This window comes from Ammoniphilus sp. YIM 78166, assembly GCF_004522215.1.
GTDB lineage: Bacteria > Bacillota > Bacilli > Aneurinibacillales > RAOX-1 > YIM-78166.
Map to the genome: position 1 here is coordinate 726,643 of NZ_SDLR01000004.1, position 18,059 is coordinate 744,701.

Consider the following 18,059-nt stretch of genomic DNA (forward strand, 5'->3'; position numbering starts at 1 on the left):
GAAAGAGGATGAATAAAATTTCTACTCTAGAGAAGGCGCTGGAACGAATTAACGATGGGTGTACGCTGATGGTGGGAGGGTTCGGAGGAGTAGGCAACCCTCCGACCCTAATTCAGGGGATATTGGATAAAGGGGTGAAGGACCTCGTTCTGATCGCCAATGATACGGGTTTTCCGGACATCGGCATTGGCCGTCTCGTGACTGCGGGCCGAGCCCGAAAAGTGATCGCTTCCCACATCGGGTCCAACCCCAATGCGGGAAGGTTGATGACCGAGGGAAAGCTGGAGGTGGAGTTTTCTCCTCAGGGAACCTTGGCGGAACGTGTTCGGGCGGGTGGTGTTGGATTAGGCGGAATCTTTGTCGATGTGGGGTTAGGCACGATTGCGGAGGAAGGTAAAGAGAAGATCATGATCGCGGGCAAGGAATATTTGGTCGAAACGGCTTTGACCGCGGATGTCAGCATTGTCCAAGCGAAAAAAGCAGACACCCTTGGCAACCTGGTGTATGACAAGAGTGCGAGGAATTTTAATCCTTTGGTAGCGATGGCGGGTACCTTTACGATTGCGGAAGTCGATGAAATCGTACCCGCTGGTACACTTGATCCGGAGTGTATTGTGACGCCAGGGATATTCGTGGATATGATCATAGCGAGCGAAGGAGTGAATTGGAAATGGGCATGGGAGTAGATATCCGCAATCGCATTGCGAAGCGAGCGGCTCAGGAAGTCAAGGACGGCATGATTGTCAACTTGGGAATCGGCATTCCCACGCTCGTGGCCAACCATCTTTCGGATGATCTTCACGTCATGTTCCATGCGGAAAACGGCATACTGGGAACCGGACCAAGCCCGGAGAAGGGGGAGGAAGATCCAGCGCTCTGTAACGCAGGGGGCTTTCCCGTGACGATTATTCCGGGTGCGTCTTACTTTGACAGTGCGTTGGCGTTTGGGATGATCCGTCGGGGATATCTTGATATCACAATTCTCGGAGCTTTGGAGGTCAGTGAAAAGGGGGATCTAGCCAATTGGATCGTACCCGGCAAACGCGTGCCAGGCATGGGCGGAGCGATGGAACTGGCGCAAAAAGCAAAGAAGGTCATCGTGCTCATGAATCATGTGAATAAGCAGGGCGAGTCGAAGATTTTGCGAGAGTGTGCACTTCCTTTGACCGCAAAGGCTTGTGTGGACTTGATTATTACGGAGATGGCCGTGATTGAAGTGACGGAAGAAGGATTGCTTTTGAAGGAGGTCATGGCTCCTTTTACAGTGGAAGAGGTGGTCGCGCATACGGAAGCTCCGTTGCGAATACCTTCGGTTGTGGGACGTATAGAGTAGAGGGAGGAGGAACGATACGTGCGTGAAGTGGTCATTGTAGGCGGTGTGAGGACGGCAGTGGGGTCTTTTGGAAAGTCTTTGCGCCGGCTTACGGCGGTAGAAATGGGGCGTCAAGTGCTTGAGGGGCTGATGACAAGGTCTGCGGTGAGCAAAGAAGAAGTGGGCGAAGTGATCTTCGGTCATGGCTATGTCCATGGGGGAGGCTTGAACTCGGCGCGAATTTGTTCGCAGTTGGCTGGGTTTCCTCAGACAGTGCCCGGTCATATCATTATTAAAGCGTGCGGCTCTGGGTTAAAAGCAATTACGAGCGGTGCTCTAGCCATCGGTGCGGGAGAAGAGGACGTAATTGTCGCGGGCGGCGTGGAAAGCATGAGCAATGCTCCTTATATAGTAAAAAATCGATGGGGAAGCCGGTTCGGAAACCTGGAGATGGAGGATGCCCTGTTAGCGGATGGGTTAATCTGTTCTCTCGGCAACGAGCATATGGGGGTAACAGCAGAACGGCTTGCTGCACAGTACGGCATTTCCCGCGAGGAGCAGGATCAGTATGCAATGGATAGTCATCGTAAAGCCCTGGATGCACACCTGGCCGGAAAGTTTGAGTCGGAGATTATTCCGCTGGAATGGCAAGATCGAAAAGGTCGCCAAGTGTTTTCCGTGGATGAGGGGATTCGTGCGGACGTAAGTTTAGAGGAGCTTGCCCGGTTATCCGCAGTGTTTCAAAAAGGCGGCACCATCACGGCGGGCAACGCCTGTCCGATGAATGATGGGGCGGCTGCGGTGTTGATGATGTCACGGGAAAAGGCAGAACAGTGTGGAATGAGGCCGCTACTAAAGGTGAAAGCGTTCGCGAGTGCCGGAGTGGAGCCTGGTGTGATGGGGATCGGACCGGTGCCGGCGACGCGGAAAGCTTTAGAGAAGGCTGGGTTAACATTGGATGACATCGGGTTAATTGAATTGAACGAGGCGTTTGCGGCTCAGGCTTTGGCAGTTGTGAAGGAGCTAGGACTCGACCCGGATCGGGTGAATGTCAATGGAGGAGCGATTGCGTTAGGGCATCCGGTGGGAGCGACGGGAGCAAAATTAACGGTAACGCTGATGCACGAAATGCTTCGAACCGGTGTGAAGTACGGGATGGTGACGCTTTGCATGGCCGGAGGAATGGGTCTGTCGGTGATTTACGAGAGGGTAGGTGAATAGCATGAAGGAGCAGATTCATCGCTGGCTAGAGGAGCATCGGGAGGAAGGTGTCGCGTTTCTGCAGAGGTTGGTGCAGGAGCGGAGTACGCAAACGAATGAGGCGGGCGTGCAAAAGCTGGTGGTCCAGAAGCTCGAGCAGATGGGCCTGGATATTGATGTGTGGGAGCCCGATGGTGAAGAGCTGCAAAAGCATGAGTACTTTTATTCGCCGCGCAAGGAGTTTTCGGGCAGTCCGAATGTGGTTGGGGTGATGAAGGGTGCTGGTGGAGAGGGTTCTCGGTCGATCATCCTGAATGGTCATATTGACGTCGTGCCAGATGGGGATCGGGCGCAGTGGGACGATGATCCGTTCAGCGGTCGCATCGTGGATGGAAAGATGTATGGCCGCGGTGTGACGGATATGAAGGGTGGAAACGTGTCGCTCTTGCTAGCGATGGAGGCCTTGCAGGGGCTGGGTGTCCGGTTGAAGGGCGATGTGATTTTTCAAAGTGTGATTGAGGAGGAAAGTGGCGGGGCGGGAACGCTAGCGACGATTTTGAGGGGCTACCGGGCCGATGCGGCGTTGATTCCGGAGCCGACGAATATGCGGATTTTCCCCAAGCAGCAGGGCTCGATGTGGTTCCGGGTGCTTGTGAAGGGGCGCTCGGCGCATGGAGGGACTCGTTATCAAGGGGTGAGTGCGATCGAGAAATCGATGGTGGTCGTACAACATCTGTTGAAGCTAGAAGAGGTGCGAAATGCGCGGGTGGTGGATCCGTTGTATGCGGGTACGCCGATTCCAATTCCCATTAATGTGGGTTCGATTGAAGGAGGAACGTGGCCTTCTTCGGTACCTGACTTGGTAAAGTTGGAAGGGCGCATGGGCGTATCTCCGGAGGAAACGATGGAGGCGGCTAAGTCCGAGATGAAGGATTGGCTCGCTAAGCTGGGGGATGTTGACCCATGGTTCAAGAGTCATCCGGTCACGTTGGAGTGGTTCGGAGCGCGCTGGGTGCCAGGGTCGATCGATACGGAGCATGAACTGATGAAGGTGCTCGTCGACAAATTTCGGGGAGTGACAGGCACTCAGCCGATAATCGAAGCTTCGCCATGGGGAACAGATGGGGGGCTTCTCACCCAAGTGGGAGAGACGCCGTCGATTGTGTTTGGGCCCGGAGTGACGGAGGTGGCCCATTATCCGAATGAATATATAGTGCTGGACCGCGTGTTTGAAACCGCGGAGATCATTGCGCTCACCTTGATGGATTGGTGTGGGGCGGCGGAGTGAAGTCTCGGGGCGGAGGCTAGTAGTTGGCATGGGTCAGGGGACTAGGGGGCCGTGGGCTGCCCTAGTCCTCTTGATTGTGGGCGAGAGAAATAACCGGAGAAATCCGGTTATTTTTGATAAGAGGCCTTGGGAGGAGCTGAATAGTCGTAGATATCCGGTTAATGATGTGCTCAGGGTCATCTTTTGAGGATTTAAGTGGGATGAGCCGTAAATCTACGCTTAAATACTACACCATTTCCGCTTCTTGTGGATTAAGCGTAAATCTACGATTATCTACTGACCTGCCACCACCCTAGGTGGGGCTCTCATTCAAACGGCACTTTGAAGTAGCTTAGCTTCTGGCGACTTTTGGGTCGCTACCGGCAACTTGGGAGGTGTAACCGGCGACTTACCTTGAAATACTGGCAACTTCGTGGAAAATACTAACTTTACAAGCTTAGAGGCGGGGGATCTAGTTAGTCAGGTTAAAAGTATTTAAGTGACTATTGAAATTAGAAACCACTTGGTGCCCCCTCCCCCCCTCTCCTTCCTTGAACTAGAACACTAGTTTTCCTATACTGTACTAGTAGAAACCGACCGGAAGGAGAGGACCATGACTAAGCATATCGTGTTTGACTTTGACGGTACCATCGCTGATTCATCTCACTTTCTAATAGATTTACTCAATCAGGTAGGAAAAAAACATGGTTACCCGCCGGTGTCGACAGCGATGATCGCCGAGCTCAGGGATATGACCATGAAGCAAAGGCTGAACCACTTGGGCATCCCGCTTTATAAGCTTCCGTTTATTGCTTTGGACGTGAAGAAGGGTCTGGGACAGTCCATCCATCAGATGAAGCCTTTTCCTGATATCCTGCGAGTGCTCCAGGAGCTGAGAGACCAGGGATATACGCTTGCGGTGCTTTCCTCTAATTCTAAGGAAAACATCCAAAGCTTCCTGAATCTGCACGGCCTGACCCTTTTTCATGACGTGCAGACGACGAGAGGCATCTTTGGCAAGGCGAAAGTGCTGGAGCGCTATTTGAAGAAGCATGGGCTTCGCCCTCGCGATGTTTTATATGTGGGGGACGAGCATCGGGATATCGTGGCCTGTCAGGAAGCAAAGGTCCCTGTGGTTGCCGTGACTTGGGGATACGATTCAATAGAGCTTCTGGAAAAAGCCACACCGAACCATCTGGCCCACACGCCAAATGATTTGCTAGCCCTCGTGTAGGGCTAGTGATTAAACGATACGAAAAGAGGGCGTCCTATGCTTCTAGGACACCCTCTTCTTCTTTTTTAATATTCGTTAAAGAACGCTTGAATCTTCTTTGGATCGTTGGTTTGGGTTAAGGCTAGCATCAGAAGGATGCGGGCTTTTTGTGGATTCAAGGAATCGGAAGCGACAAAGTTGTTGGTATCGTCAGTGGCTGAGCGGGTGACAATCCCACTTCCCACACGAGAAGAACGAACGACCGCAACGCCTTTCTTAGCTGCATCGATTGCCCCTTCCCTAGCTTGTCCAGAAAGAGATCCATTTCCAGAGCCGGCTACAACAATTCCTTTAGATCCTGCAGCCACGAGGGCATCATATAGAAGTCTACTATCATTTTGATAGCCATAGAGGATGTCTACTTGAGGAAGTTCGCTTAATTTGGAAATGTCGAACACCGATTTGGTCGTATGTTTACGAATGACTTCGCTATAGAAATAATTTTTCCCTCCAGCAATCGCCCCAATGTATCCGTCTTCTGGAGCCTTGAAGGTATCTAACATGGTGGTATTGGTTTTGCTAGTAAAACGGGCCGCTCCAATGCGGTCATTTAACAGCATCATGGTTCCTTTGCCTTTGGCAGCAGGGTCTCCAGCTAATTTCACCGCGTTATATAAGTTGAAAGGACCGTCCGCACTAATGGCGGTTGCGGGTCTCATAGCTCCTACCACTACGACAGGCTTATCACTTTTGACGACCAAATTCAAAAAGTATGCTGTTTCCTCAAGGGTATCGGTTCCATGGGTAATTACGATGCCATCTACCTCGTCGGAAGCGAGCAATTCATTCACTCTTTTTCCTAGCTTTAAGAGAATTTCATTATTGACGTTGGGACTGCCTACACTCGCAATTTGTTCGCCCGTAACATTGGCAATCTCCTTCATCTCAGGTACGGCATTGATTAGAATATCGATTCCTAAAGCGCCAGCTGTGTATCCTGTCGTAGCCGTATTAGATGCGGCTGAACCGGCAATGGTTCCTCCCGTTGCGAGGATCTTGACGTTTGGAAGCTTGACTTGTTCAGCATGAGCTGCTGGGACTAAACCGCCAACAGGGGCGATGTAAGCTCCGCTTAGTAGGGAACTAGTGAGTAGAGTAGCTGCTAGAATTTTTTTGATGTTCATTTTGGTTTCTCTCCTTGGTGTTTAGTTTTTGTATAACAAATTCTACTAGAAGAGTTTATGTAAATGTTGGAAAGTGTAAGGAAACCTGACATAGTTTTGTCTTGAAAATGAAATGGAGGTGGTTATATTTACTACCTAAAGTTACTCTAAAATCTTGTTGATAAACCACCATATACCGGGTCTGTATAGTAGAATAGAACTACTAAACTCATTTTATGTCGAATGACGGAGGTCAGTCGGAGAGGTGGAAGATGAGGCAACGCTACGATATTTTGCCTGAAGAAAACTATACGGAAAGTCAGGTGTACCAATGGTTGCTCGACTGTCTGAGTATTGCTGGCCAAAAGGGATTGGACCCTTTATGTGCGGAAGTATCCACATTACTAGAGCAGTTTCAGCCAAACGGGACCAGAACTTGGTTAGGCAGAGGGGTATTAAACCTTCTTATGCCTATTTACTCTATTATGGAAAATCATATAGACACGAATACGGAAAGTGAGCGTCTTTTGATTGTGGATGATACCCCTCACTTTCATTCGTATTTGCATCGCTTATTGAAAGATAAAGATTATACATTGGTTTCGAGCTCTTCGACTAGCCCAAATCTGCTGGGAAATTTTTACCAAGCTAATCCATGTGCGGTCCTCCTTCATGCCCGCTTGGGGAGCCTTAGCTGTATAGAAGAATTGAAGGAGAAGTGCAAGGACGATTTGATTCCTATGCTTGTTTTTCAGGATCAGGCATGCTCGAGTGATTTGGCATTTGCTGATGAGGTCTTGCTCATGTCAGCAGAACCGGGGTTCTTACTTTCGCGAATCGACAAGCATCTGGCCAAACGCAGAGGGATAGAAGAGCTCTTACTGAGAGATCCAGTGACAGCGGCTTTCAATAATCCATATCTCAAATTGGAAGTGAACCGGCAGATCCAAGAGATGAAAAGGACCCATGAACCGTTTTGTTTAGTTTTAGTAGATATTAACGATCTTGCTGGCTTTAACCGTTGCCATGGTTATTCGGCGGGAGATGGATTGATGAAGGGGCTAGTAAGCTTTATCCAGAGAAGTATTCGTCCTATGGATACCTTGGCCCGACTTCATGGAGATAAGTTTGTGCTTGTTCTCCCGAAAACCTACAAAGAAGATGCCATGAAGCTTATGAACAGGCTATTGGGCAATTTCCGTGAGCAGGAATGGAAGATGAGCTTCTGTGCGAAGGTGATGGAATATAAGGATCCGAAAGAAACCTTAGAAGAATGCTTGGCCTACTTGTCCCTTGGTAAGCAGGAAAAGAAAGTTGCTGCAGTCCTCGACGGTTCCATGGAGAAGCAGCAGAGCGCTATGCCGAAGTTACGCATTGCTGTTATTGACGATAACCGGATGCAAAGAGAGTTTTTGAAAGATCAGCTTGGAAATATGGTTTTAGAAAACTATGAAATTGAACTTCGAAGCTACGCGGACGGAGATGAGTTTTTCCAGGATCCATGGCATCGGGAAAACTGCCGGTATCTTCTTATTCTAGATCGAATCATGCCCAAGATGGATGGGTTAGAAGTATTACAGAAAATTCGCAAGGAGTACGACAGAAGACGCTACCAAGTTCTAATGTTATCGAGTAAGGATCAAGAAGGCGATATTACGTTGGCGATCCAAAGAGGTGCGAATGATTATATGACAAAGCCCTTTAGCTTAAAAGAATTAACGGTAAGAATGAAGCGACTGGTGCAGGGGATACGATGATCAATACCGCTTTTGTCTTATTTCTTACAGGGATGATCACGGCAACGCTTCTTATGCTTTACCTGTATTTGGTCTGGTGTAAGATGTCCAACGCCTTATGGGCGAAAAGGAAAGAAGCTTGGCTACACCAACATCGGGAAGAGATCAAGAACTATATCGTGACCAGTGATCATTCCGCAGCCTTTATTCCAGAACGTGAATACCAATTTGAAGCGCTCGAGGATTTTTTTAGTGAATATCTCAGCCTTTACAAGATGGACAGCCAAGTTGAACACATTAAGAGATTTATAGTAAAACACTTCGTGCCGCGTTATCGACAAAAACTCTTCCATCGAAAATGGAGCGTAAGGATGAACGCTCTTTATTTCATTGATCTGTTCAAGCTTGAAGAGATGCAGGAAGATTTGCTCCGATTACTGGAACACCGGAACTGCACGCCGGAAGAAGCTTATCAAGTCTACATTCTATTAGCGGAGTTTGGATACGTTGGGATTGAGAATTACATCAAAGAGGAGAAAGATCTTTCTCCTTACTTATTAAATCAACTGCTTGGCAGGGTTATCCATGAACAGACCATTTATCGGTATGTAGAGACTTTCTTTAAGCACCCAGAGCCTTTGCAGTTAAGTATCCTAGATATCATACGCGAGAAAAACTTGAGGACAGGGGAAGTTCAAGATCTGCTGGAAGGTTTATTGCAAGACGATGGTTCAAACCGAGAAGTACGAATTAGGGCCATGAAGACTCTTTCCACCCTTGGCTATATTACCGATCCCGAGATGGTGACGGCATTGGTTAAGCAGAACCTAGCTGCGGAAGAGAGAATGATGCTTGCCAGGTTGATGGGGAGCATTAAAAAGGACCGATTTATTCCGTATCTGGAGCAGTTCATGAGCGATGAAAGCTATCTGGTAAGAGCCGAAGCGGCAAAATCTATGAAAACATACAGAAACGGCAACGAGAGGCTTAACTGGATTGCCGCCAATCATTCAGATGCCTTTGCACGGGCCATTGCGAGGGAGTGGTTGGAGCGGAGGGTGGAATATGAATAAAGGAACCGACATCCTGAACTTTCTCTTTATTGTGGTGAACGAGTTTGTCTTTTTCTACTTAGTGGTGGTCTGCCTTTTTTACCTCTCTTTGTTCTTGTTCGCCTATAGCCGAGTAAAGAAGGAAAAGGGACTTCATCACATTGAGCCCTATAAGAGCCTGCAAAGATCGGCCTATACGGTTCCTCTTTCCGTGATTGTTCCTGCCTATAATGAAGAGGCAGGTGTCATCGGGAGTATCCTATCGCTAGTCACAGGGAGCGGACGGCTGGATTATCCGGAGTTTGAAGTGATTGTGGTGAATGACGGCTCTACAGATGCGACGCTTGAAAAAGTGATTCACAGATTTAAGATGGTTCCCTTAAAAAATAAAGTGATCCGCCATAAGAACGGTATCTTTACCCAACCCATCAGGGCCATTTACCAATCCGAAACTTATCCCTACCTCTTTCTCATTGATAAGGCCAATGGAGGAAAGTCGGACGCTTTAAATGCAGGCATCAACTTCTGCAAATATCCTTATTTTGCTACGATCGATGGGGATACGGTGTTAGAGCCGGATTCTTTTCTGAAGATCATGAAGCCCATTATTGAAAACACCGATGAGGAGATTCTGGCTACAGGGGGAAATGTGCTATTAGCGAATGGGAGCACTATTGCCCATGGGCAATTGAAGGAGTTTAAATTATCTCGAAACCCCCTGATCATCATGCAAACGATCGAATACATGCGTGCTTTTTTAACGGGAAGAATTGGACTCAGTCGAGAAAATCTTTTGCTGATTATCTCAGGAGCGTTTGGAGTCTTCAAGACGGAACGAGTGATCCGGGTAGGTGGGTATAAGGTTGGCACCATCGGAGAGGATATGGAGCTTGTTGTCCGTCTTCATAAGAGAAATTTGGAGGAGCAATGGGGAGCCAAAATCGTTTATGTAGCTGATCCTATCTGCTATACGGAAGCCCCGGAGGACTTATCCGTGCTAAGGACGCAAAGAGTAAGGTGGCATCGAGGCTTATTTGAAAGCTTATGGACCCACAAGGCGATGCTGTTTAATCCGAAGTATAAGCGAATCGGCCTCGTGGCTATGCCTTATTTTTTGTTTGTTGAACTATTGGGCCCCGTGATTGAGCTATTAGGGTACATCGTGGTGGTTTTTGGTTTTTTCATGGACAGCCTTAATGTACAATATTCGATCGCGCTGATGATGCTGATGGTGATTTATGGGTCTTTTTTATCAATGGGAGCCGTTCTCTTGGAGGAATGGAGGCTAGGCAAGCATCAAACCTTAAAAGAATTGAATTGGTTAATTTTCTTTGCGTTGACAGAGACCTTCTGGTATCGGCCATTACTTACTTTTTGGCGAGTGATCGCTTTCCTGCAGATTCTTAGGGGAAAGCAGCATGGATGGGGAGAGATGAAGCGCAAGGGCATTTCTGCCTAGACAGGAGGAAGAGTTTTGCGAGAGGGTTGGATAAAGTGGGGGATGGTCGTTTTCCTTTTTGCTTGTATTTTTCTACTCCCCTATTTTAGTTGGTTATATAAAGATAAACAAATGCTAGATGTGGTTATCCTCGACAATACCGTTCCTACTCAGGATTATCGAGAACATAAGGGTTTGGTATGGCTGCTTAATCACTTTAAATATGTGAAAAGCCAAGATCAAGCCCAGTATTCTGTGCAAGAGGATTATTACGGCTTCATTCCCCGTACAGAGGAGAAATATGAAGTCAAAGAACTACAGATAGCGCCTAACGAATCTGATCTCATCTATGTGACGGACACGTATGGAGTATATGAAGAAGACTACTACGGCCATACTTCCAATAGTCTTGGTGTTCGCTCGGATAAGATCTACGGAGGCTTTGGGCCCCTGGACCTGGAGAAAATCAAAGCCGAGATCTATCATGGAAAAACCCTCATTGCCGAATTTAATACCTTCGGCAGTCCTACCGATGAAGCGGTAAGGCAATCGCTCTATAAAATTTTGGGACTCGAATGGACGGGTTGGATCGGCCGATCGTTTGCGGATCTTTCTAAAGGGAAGGAGGTTCCCGCGTGGGCTGTATCCAACTATGAAAAAAAGTACGGAACGGCGTGGAGCTTTCAAGGGTATGGCTTTATTTTTGTGAACGAGCAGGATGACATCATTGTCTTGGAAGCCGGAACCGAGGCGGGCAAAGGAGGAAGTAAATTTTCTCTGACGCAAGAGGGAGAAGCTCTCTTTGGTCCGCTTAGGGATACGCGCTATAACTATTGGTTTGATATCGTAGAAGCAGGAAACTCAACGTCAGTGCTGGCCGAGTATCATCTGGATGTAACTGAAGAGGGAAAGAAAAAGCTGGATGAACACGGGATTCCATCCGTCTTCCCGGCTGTTATTAAAAATACAACAGGCGTTTATACCTCGTATTACTTTGCTGGAGATTATGCCGATAGCAATGAGCTCCCTTCCTTTTTTCAATTTTTAGGGTTCGATCGGTTCATCTCGTGGATTTCCTGGGACTCTCGCGAAAGCTTGGAGCCTTTTTTCTGGCGAATTTATTTGCCCATGATGGAGAGGATTTTGGCCGACATCGTAAAGGAAAAAGAAAACCGTCCCGAGGCCAAGCAGCCGGAGATTTCGACCCAAGAAGGAACACACCTGGTGGCACGCACGCAGGGGATGGATTTGCAAATCTATCAAAACGGAAAGTGGGAAACCTTCTTTGCCAAGGGGGTGAACATGGGCATGGCTCTCCCAGGCAAGTGGTTCACCGAATTTCCTAAGGATGAAGCCGACTATCTGAGATGGCTAACGATGATCGGGGAAATGAATAGCAACACGATACGTGTTTACACGTTAATGGAGCCTTCTTTCTACCGGGCATTAGCCGCCTATAATCAAGTTCACTCTGAAGCTCCTTTGTGGTTAATGCAAGAGATCTGGCCGGAAGAACATCCGGAGAACCATGACTTCTTGGGTAAAGAATATAACGATACCTTCCATCAAGAAATCGAATATGTGATAGATGCCATTCATGGCAAGGCCAAGATTCCCGAGCGCAAGGGGCGAGCATACGGGGAATATACCGCCGATGTCTCCGCTTATGTAGCTGGATATTTAGTAGGGCGGGAGCTAGAGCCTGAGGAAGTGTTGGAAACCGATCGACGCCATCCGGGGTTCGCTATTGAGGGGGAATATCTTTCCGCTAAAGGAGGAAACCCTTCTGAAAATTGGCTCGCTTGGAGCTGTGACTATGTCTTGGCTTATGAGGAAAAGACCTACGGATGGCAGCATCCCGTAGCCATTGTGAGCTGGCCGACGCTGGATGCCTTGAAGCATGATGCGGAGTGGAATGAAGAAGGCGATCCATCTAAGCTATATAATGATAAGGCGACTGTGGATATACGAAACTTTTCATTCGGTCCCAAGATGAAAGCAGGTCTATTTGGAGCCTACCATATTTACCCCAACTATCCAGACTTTATGAACAATGAACCAAGCTATGATGAGTATCAGGATGAGGAAGGAAGACTTCGCTACGGCGGCTATCTTCAGCAGTTTATGGCGATTCATCAAGGCTTCCCAGCCGTGGTAGCCGAATACGGTCTGGCCACGGGAATGGGCAACGCCCACCACAGTCCGGATGGGTACCACCATGGTGGGATGTCCGAAGAAGAGCAAGGCAAAGGCGTGGTTCGCATGACCAAGGCGATCCATAGGGAAGGGTACGCAGGCGGCTTAGTTTTCGAATGGATGGATGAATGGGCCAAGAAAACCTGGATCACCGAACCTTTTATGGTCCCTTATGAAAGACATGTGATGTGGCACAATGCGATCGATCCAGAGCAGAACTATGGAATTTTGGCTATGGAACCTAAGAAGCGTTTGGTATCGGATTATGTTCAAGAGGGAAAAGGATTGATCCGTAAGCTCGAAATGAGCGCAGATGAGGCTTTTCTTCATATTGATATCACCACAAGCCGGCCGGTAGATTGGTCGAAGGATGAAATTTTAATTGGTTTGGATACATTTGATAGGACAAAGGGAGAGTTCCGTTATCGACCTGATCTCCCTGTAATTTCTCCATCAGGGATGGAATTTCTCATCGAGCTCAAGAGCGAACAAGAGGCTAAGCTTTTAGTCATTCCTAGCTACAACATAGCCAAGGGAAGCTTTACCTCTTCCATAGGCAGCGATGGTCAGTTTGAAGAGATACGGCGACTCATCAATAAAGCAGGTGTCCGCAAGGATGGAACAAGGTATGGCGAGCATTACGCGGATGGTAGTACGCTTCGATATGGATCTTTTGTAGGCAACTATTATCACTGGAATGCGACGGCCGAAAAAATTCAGCTACGCCTGCCATGGGGACGGATCAATGTGACCGATCCAACCTCTTTACAGGTGCTCAATGACAGCCGAAGTTTAGCGGAGCTGGGCGGGGATCTGGAAAGAGATGAACTGCGAACGGAGAAGACAGAAGGAATTCGCATATCAGCGATTTGGCTAAACGATAATTCGGATGTGCTAGAGGTCTTTCCTGCTGAGGAGCCGCAGCCTTATCAATGGAACGAGTGGGGGATACCGAGGTATCGGGAAAGATTGAAGGAAAGCTATCCTTATATCCAAGAGTATTTTGGGACGCTACCGTAAAGGGGAGGGCCGCAACGAGGGATTCGTTGTGGTCCTTTTTACTGCGTAGGCGGCTGCTCACGAAACTAAGGAAATTTCTTCCAAGCCGGTAATGGCTTCAATCAGGGGGAGCGCGATCTCGATTAAGGGAGGTTCGCCCAATTCGGAGGGGGAGACGCCCGAAAGTGGAGTCGGATCGCCTTGTCTATCCGAAGATACAGAAAAAGCTGCCAAATATTTTGCGCTCAAGGGGGTAACGCATTCCGTTATAATAGAGATAATACTAGATTAGGGTGATCTCATGGAGTTAGGTTGGAAGCAATGGACGACTCAATTTGAGTGGATTTTAAATATTATCAATGTAGGGGTGCACGTAGTGGACCGCCAGGGTGAAACGGTGTTCTACAATGAAACCATGGCGGGGATCGATGGGCTCAGAAGAGAGGAAGTATTGGGGAGGAATATTTTTCAACTTTATCCGTCTCTGACCGATGAAACTAGTACACTTCATCTAGCCTTGGATAAAGGAGTGGAGACCGCCGAGACGATCCAAACGTATGTCAATATTCAAGGAAAAACGGTCACATCCATTAACAGCACGTATCCTCTTTACGAGGAGGACGAGATTATCGGAGCTGTCGAGATTGCCAAAGATATTACCAACGTCATGAGCATGTATGACCAAATTCTCGATTTGCGCCAGCAGCTCATGGAATCGCGGAAAAAGAATCGGGCGTTTTCCGGAACGGCGAATTATCATTTTAGTGACATGATCGGGGAAAGCCCAGCTTTTCAGCAGGCTATTTCCATTGCGAAAAAAGCAGCCAGGACACATTCGCCCGTCATGATTTGCGGTCCTACTGGAACGGGAAAAGAGCTGGTCGCACAAAGCATCCACAATGCCAGCATTCGCCGAGACGAGCCTTTTATCGCACAGAACTGTGCGGCAGTGCCTAGGGAGCTGATGGAAGGTCTTCTTTTTGGAACGACAAAGGGGGCTTTTACCGGTGCGATTGATCGTCCGGGGATTTTTGAGCAAGCCAATGGCGGAACGCTGTTTTTGGATGAGCTGAACAGTCTGGACCTTTCCTTGCAGGCGAAGCTCCTTCGTGTCCTACAAGAAGGAAGGATCCGCCGAATCGGTGCGTCCTCCGAGCAGGAGATTGATGTTCGGGTAATGGCAGCGATGAATATTCCAGCTCATGAAGCATTAGAGCAAAACATCCTTCGCTCCGACCTTTTCTTCCGGTTAAATGTCGTGCAGGTCGAGCTGCCCTCCTTGCAAGAGCGCAAAGAGGATGTCCCGCTCCTCGTCGACCATTTTATCCAAAAGTTTAACTCCTTATTTGGCTCACATGTCCAAGGTGTAAGTGATCAAGTATATGAGCGTTTACTGCATTATAGTTGGCCCGGAAACATCCGAGAATTAGGGCACGCGATAGAATCGGCTTTTAACATGATGGATATCGGATTTGAAACGATCGAGCTCCAGCATCTTCCCCATCATTTATTGGACGGCAGACCACAGGAAGTGCCAGCGATTAATCGACTCCAGCGCCCGAAAGGGAATATCGACCTCCCCAACATGCTCGAGGAGTTCGAACGAGATACGATCGTCAATGTACTCGAAGAGTGTAAGGGTAATATTAGCAAAACAGCCGAAGCCCTCGGGCTCAAGAGGCAGGCTTTGCAGTATAAGCTGCATAAGTATGGATTGGCTAAGAAGGAGTAGGTGGGGACCGCTTTTTAAAAGTAACCGGAGAAATCCGGTTATTTTTATTTCTGAAAAAATTTTAAACTAAATCATAAAAATAATGTAATCCCTTTCATGGTTTTATTCCTTATAATATTCAATGTGTTCTAAATATTAGGAATAGGAGATGAGAACTATTGAAAGCGTTCACTAGGTCTATGGTCTTAGTTCTTTCTTTATTATTAGTGATGAATTCTTTTTCTTTTGCCGTCTTGGCAGAGGAAGAGTCTGCTCCGAATTTAGTCTGGGAGTCAGTCACCTTCGGGCAGTCTACAGATTTGAACTTTGCCTCTAATGTTCTACCAGAAAAGGTGGGGACGAACTATGTAGCTCCAGAGTTTCCGGGAACAATTGATGGGAGAATTGTCGTAGAAAGCCGCGGAGGAAAGCTAGCGCCGGGGCATGATGGATTAACGTTTTATTATACGACGCTAGATCCTAGAATGCATAACTTTGTTTTGGAGGCAGACTTGATTGTCGAGCAGTTTGGTCCGGAAACAGGGGCGGCGTCGAATTCACAGGACAGCGCAGGGATCATGGTTCGTGACGTGAATGGAGGTGCCCGCCAAGATCCGATGATGTTAGGGTATGAGGAGGTACCAGCTGCCTCTAATATTTTTGGTGTTGGTATGATGCGCCATGGAATCAGCCCGATTTATCGGACAGGAGTGGAGTATCCGTGGGGGAATTTGGGAAGCCAGTTGAATGCTTCAGCTTTTACTACGGATAAGACGTACACGTTGCCAATAGGCACTCCAGTACGGGTAAAGTTAGAAAGAACGGATACGGAATTTATCATGTCTGCGACGTTTACTCACGCGGGCGAGCCTAAAACCTTTGAGAAAAAAGTCGATGGTGCCGATTGGGTTCAATCCATTGATCCGACTAAGATGCATGTAGGGTTTTATGCAGCGAGAAATGCAAAAATCGCCATCGAAAATGCAGAGCTTACGCTCACTGAAGCGAATACGGTTCCTAGAACTCCAGTTGAAGTGAAGTCAGCTGATGCGGTCATGAATGTAGTGTCGGCATCGACTTCTGGTTCATCCGACTATACATTGAAAGCGTTGGCTAATTATGATGGCGTTGTCTCCGTATCCCAGGATGGAGCATCGGTTGTCAATGATGCTGCAGTGAAAGCGGGAGAGGTGTATTCCTTTAAGACTACTTTAGAAAGGGATACTACGGATTTCTCTGTAACTTATACTCCAAATAGCGGGCCAACAACTACACCGATTACAAAGACGTTAAATGTGACCAAAAAGATTTACAACAGCGGAGCAGGACTTTATGTATCTCCAAATGGGACAACTTCCGCAGCAGGTACCATTGAGGATCCAATGAATCTAGAGATGGCTATTCAATATGTACTGCCTGGAGAAACCATTTTTATGCGCGGCGGTACGTACGAGCCTTCTTCTATGATTAATATTAAGAAGGAGTACAGTGGTGAACCAGGCCGAATGAAGACATTGGCCGCTTATAACGGCGAGAAGGTCATCATTGACGGACAAGAAAAGTTAAGCAATGTTCTTCAGCTGAATGCAGATTACTGGCATGTGGTCGGATTAGAAATTACAAAGGCTGCGTCCACGGGAATGCGATTGAACGGAGACCACAATATCGTCGAGCTGATGGTCTTCAACTATAACAAGGATACGGGGCTGCACATTGCTGGAAGTGGTTCTGATCCGAATTTATGGCCAAAGTATAATTTAATTCAACATTGCGAATCTCATGATAACCGAGATGACTCCAATATCAATGCGGACGGATTTGCGGCTAAGCTAGGTGTTGGGGTTGGGAATGTCTTTAGAGGCAACATTGCCCATCATAATATTGATGATGGTTGGGATCTATACAACCGCACCAATGAAGGGGCAAATATGCCGGTAACCCTTGAGGGCAATATCGCCTATTCGAACGGAAAGCTGAGCAATGGCTTTAATAAGGATGGTAACACAGGAAATGGATTCAAGGTTGGCGGCGAAGGCTTGCCTGTAGCCCATATTCTTCGCAACAATATCGCTTTTGACAACAATATGGATGGGTTTACGGATAATTTCAACCCGGGACAACTTGTCGTTGAGAACAATGTTTCATTTAACAATAAGCGATTCAACTATATCTTTAGGCTCAATCCTTACTTTACGGCAGACGAGCAAGGGGTCTTTAAGAATAATGTTTCCTTAAAAACGCGTACAGATAGCACGGTGAAGGATTTCATCTCAGGAAATGTAGATGAAACCAACTTCTTCTTTGATGGAGAAAAAACCGTAAACAACCAAGGCGTGGAGGTTACTGTTAGCGATTTTGTTAGTGTGGACATGCCAGCCTCATTTGAGAGAGAGCCAAACGGCGAAATTGCTTGGGGCGAGTTTCTCCGAATCTCTGCAGATAGTGTCTTGAGGTCAGTGGGGGGTGGCTTTGCTGGAGCACTTCCGGCGTTGGAGTCCATCGAGGTGGATGGAGCCCAATCACTTAAAGAAGGAGAATCCGGGCAGTTGACGGTGAAAGCTTCCTACAGTGATGGATCAGTAAAAGTGGTGAACGTTGGCGTTTCGTATTCCAGCAGCCTTGAGAAGACAGCAACAGTGGATTCGGCGGGTCTTGTTCAAGCTGTGAAGAGCGGGGAGACGGTGATTACCGTCCGTTATCAAGGGTTAACGGTGGAATATGATCTGCATGTGCGAAATGTTGCGCCTGGATTGACCAAGAAAGTAAAGTAGA

12 protein-coding genes are annotated in these 18,059 nt (G+C 47.7%); 11 read left to right on the plus strand and 1 reads right to left on the minus strand.

All coding sequences use genetic code 11. The features are described 5' to 3' along the window. The first annotated feature begins 8 nt into the window (after window positions 1-8). The 5 genes from EIZ58_RS20160 to EIZ58_RS20180 all read left to right on the plus strand — a co-directional run bounded on the left by EIZ58_RS20160 (window position 9) and on the right by EIZ58_RS20180 (window position 5,013). Entirely contained in the window at window positions 9-686 is a 678-nt protein-coding gene (locus EIZ58_RS20160) for a CoA transferase subunit A (RefSeq protein ID WP_134702658.1), read from the plus strand. Then, window positions 671-1,333 carry a 3-oxoacid CoA-transferase subunit B gene (locus EIZ58_RS20165; protein WP_134702659.1) on the plus strand — a complete coding sequence of 221 codons (663 nt, stop codon included), beginning with the start codon at window positions 671-673 and terminating at the stop codon, window positions 1,331-1,333. The genes EIZ58_RS20160 and EIZ58_RS20165 overlap by 16 nt, the downstream gene beginning before the upstream one ends. A gap of 18 nt (window positions 1,334-1,351) precedes the next feature. Continuing rightward, on the plus strand, window positions 1,352-2,533 hold the full coding sequence (locus tag EIZ58_RS20170; RefSeq protein ID WP_134702660.1) for a thiolase family protein: 1,182 nt from the start codon (window positions 1,352-1,354) through the stop codon (window positions 2,531-2,533). 1 nt (window position 2,534) lies between these two features. Beyond that, window positions 2,535-3,800 (plus strand): peptidase, encoded by a 1,266-nt coding sequence (locus EIZ58_RS20175; RefSeq protein ID WP_134702919.1) that lies wholly within the window; start codon window positions 2,535-2,537, stop codon window positions 3,798-3,800. Between the two features lie 592 nt (window positions 3,801-4,392). After that, window positions 4,393-5,013 carry an HAD hydrolase-like protein gene (locus EIZ58_RS20180; RefSeq protein ID WP_134702661.1) on the plus strand — a complete coding sequence of 207 codons (621 nt, stop codon included), beginning with the start codon at window positions 4,393-4,395 and terminating at the stop codon, window positions 5,011-5,013. Between the two features lie 65 nt (window positions 5,014-5,078). Here EIZ58_RS20180 and EIZ58_RS20185 read toward each other — a convergent pair whose 3' ends face one another. Continuing rightward, window positions 5,079-6,176, minus strand: coding sequence for a type II asparaginase (locus tag EIZ58_RS20185; protein ID WP_134702662.1), 1,098 nt, complete (start codon window positions 6,174-6,176; stop codon window positions 5,079-5,081). 251 nt (window positions 6,177-6,427) lie between these two features. Here EIZ58_RS20185 and EIZ58_RS20190 point away from each other — a divergent pair, with 251 nt between their 5' ends. The 6 genes from EIZ58_RS20190 to EIZ58_RS20215 all read left to right on the plus strand — a co-directional run bounded on the left by EIZ58_RS20190 (window position 6,428) and on the right by EIZ58_RS20215 (window position 18,058). Then, window positions 6,428-7,912, plus strand: coding sequence for a response regulator (locus EIZ58_RS20190; protein WP_167577821.1), 1,485 nt, complete (start codon window positions 6,428-6,430; stop codon window positions 7,910-7,912). Further along, window positions 7,909-8,964, plus strand: a complete 1,056-nt coding sequence (locus EIZ58_RS20195) for a hypothetical protein (RefSeq protein WP_134702664.1) — start codon at window positions 7,909-7,911, stop codon at window positions 8,962-8,964. Before EIZ58_RS20190 ends, EIZ58_RS20195 begins: the two co-directional genes overlap by 4 nt. Next, window positions 8,957-10,402: a glycosyltransferase family 2 protein gene (locus EIZ58_RS20200; protein ID WP_134702665.1), complete on the plus strand. Its 1,446-nt coding sequence runs from the start codon at window positions 8,957-8,959 to the stop codon at window positions 10,400-10,402. The genes EIZ58_RS20195 and EIZ58_RS20200 overlap by 8 nt, the downstream gene beginning before the upstream one ends. A gap of 15 nt (window positions 10,403-10,417) precedes the next feature. After that, the gene (locus tag EIZ58_RS20205; RefSeq protein ID WP_134702666.1) at window positions 10,418-13,597 is read left to right on the plus strand and encodes a hypothetical protein; all 3,180 of its coding nucleotides are present in this window, start codon (window positions 10,418-10,420) and stop codon (window positions 13,595-13,597) included. A 280-nt stretch (window positions 13,598-13,877) separates the two neighbouring features. Further along, the gene (locus tag EIZ58_RS20210; RefSeq protein ID WP_134702667.1) at window positions 13,878-15,308 is read left to right on the plus strand and encodes a sigma-54 interaction domain-containing protein; all 1,431 of its coding nucleotides are present in this window, start codon (window positions 13,878-13,880) and stop codon (window positions 15,306-15,308) included. Between the two features lie 158 nt (window positions 15,309-15,466). Next, on the plus strand, window positions 15,467-18,058 hold the full coding sequence (locus EIZ58_RS20215) for a right-handed parallel beta-helix repeat-containing protein (RefSeq protein ID WP_134702668.1): 2,592 nt from the start codon (window positions 15,467-15,469) through the stop codon (window positions 18,056-18,058). Window position 18,059: the final 1 nt, after the last annotated feature.

Excerpts from the sequence above, each read along its gene's own strand:
- EIZ58_RS20180 (WP_134702661.1), top strand. The coding sequence starts at position 4,393 with ATGACTAAGCATATCGTGTTTGACTTTGACGGTACCATCGCTGATTCA.
- EIZ58_RS20195 (WP_134702664.1), top strand. The coding sequence starts at position 7,909 with ATGATCAATACCGCTTTTGTCTTATTTCTTACAGGGATGATCACGGCA.
- EIZ58_RS20200 (WP_134702665.1), top strand. The coding sequence starts at position 8,957 with ATGAATAAAGGAACCGACATCCTGAACTTTCTCTTTATTGTGGTGAAC.
- EIZ58_RS20210 (WP_134702667.1), top strand. The coding sequence starts at position 13,878 with ATGGAGTTAGGTTGGAAGCAATGGACGACTCAATTTGAGTGGATTTTA.
- EIZ58_RS20185 (WP_134702662.1), bottom strand. The coding sequence starts at position 6,176 with ATGAACATCAAAAAAATTCTAGCAGCTACTCTACTCACTAGTTCCCTA.
- EIZ58_RS20190 (WP_167577821.1), top strand. The coding sequence starts at position 6,428 with ATGAGGCAACGCTACGATATTTTGCCTGAAGAAAACTATACGGAAAGT.
- EIZ58_RS20175 (WP_134702919.1), top strand. The coding sequence starts at position 2,535 with ATGAAGGAGCAGATTCATCGCTGGCTAGAGGAGCATCGGGAGGAAGGT.
- EIZ58_RS20165 (WP_134702659.1), top strand. The coding sequence starts at position 671 with ATGGGCATGGGAGTAGATATCCGCAATCGCATTGCGAAGCGAGCGGCT.
- EIZ58_RS20160 (WP_134702658.1), top strand. The coding sequence starts at position 9 with ATGAATAAAATTTCTACTCTAGAGAAGGCGCTGGAACGAATTAACGAT.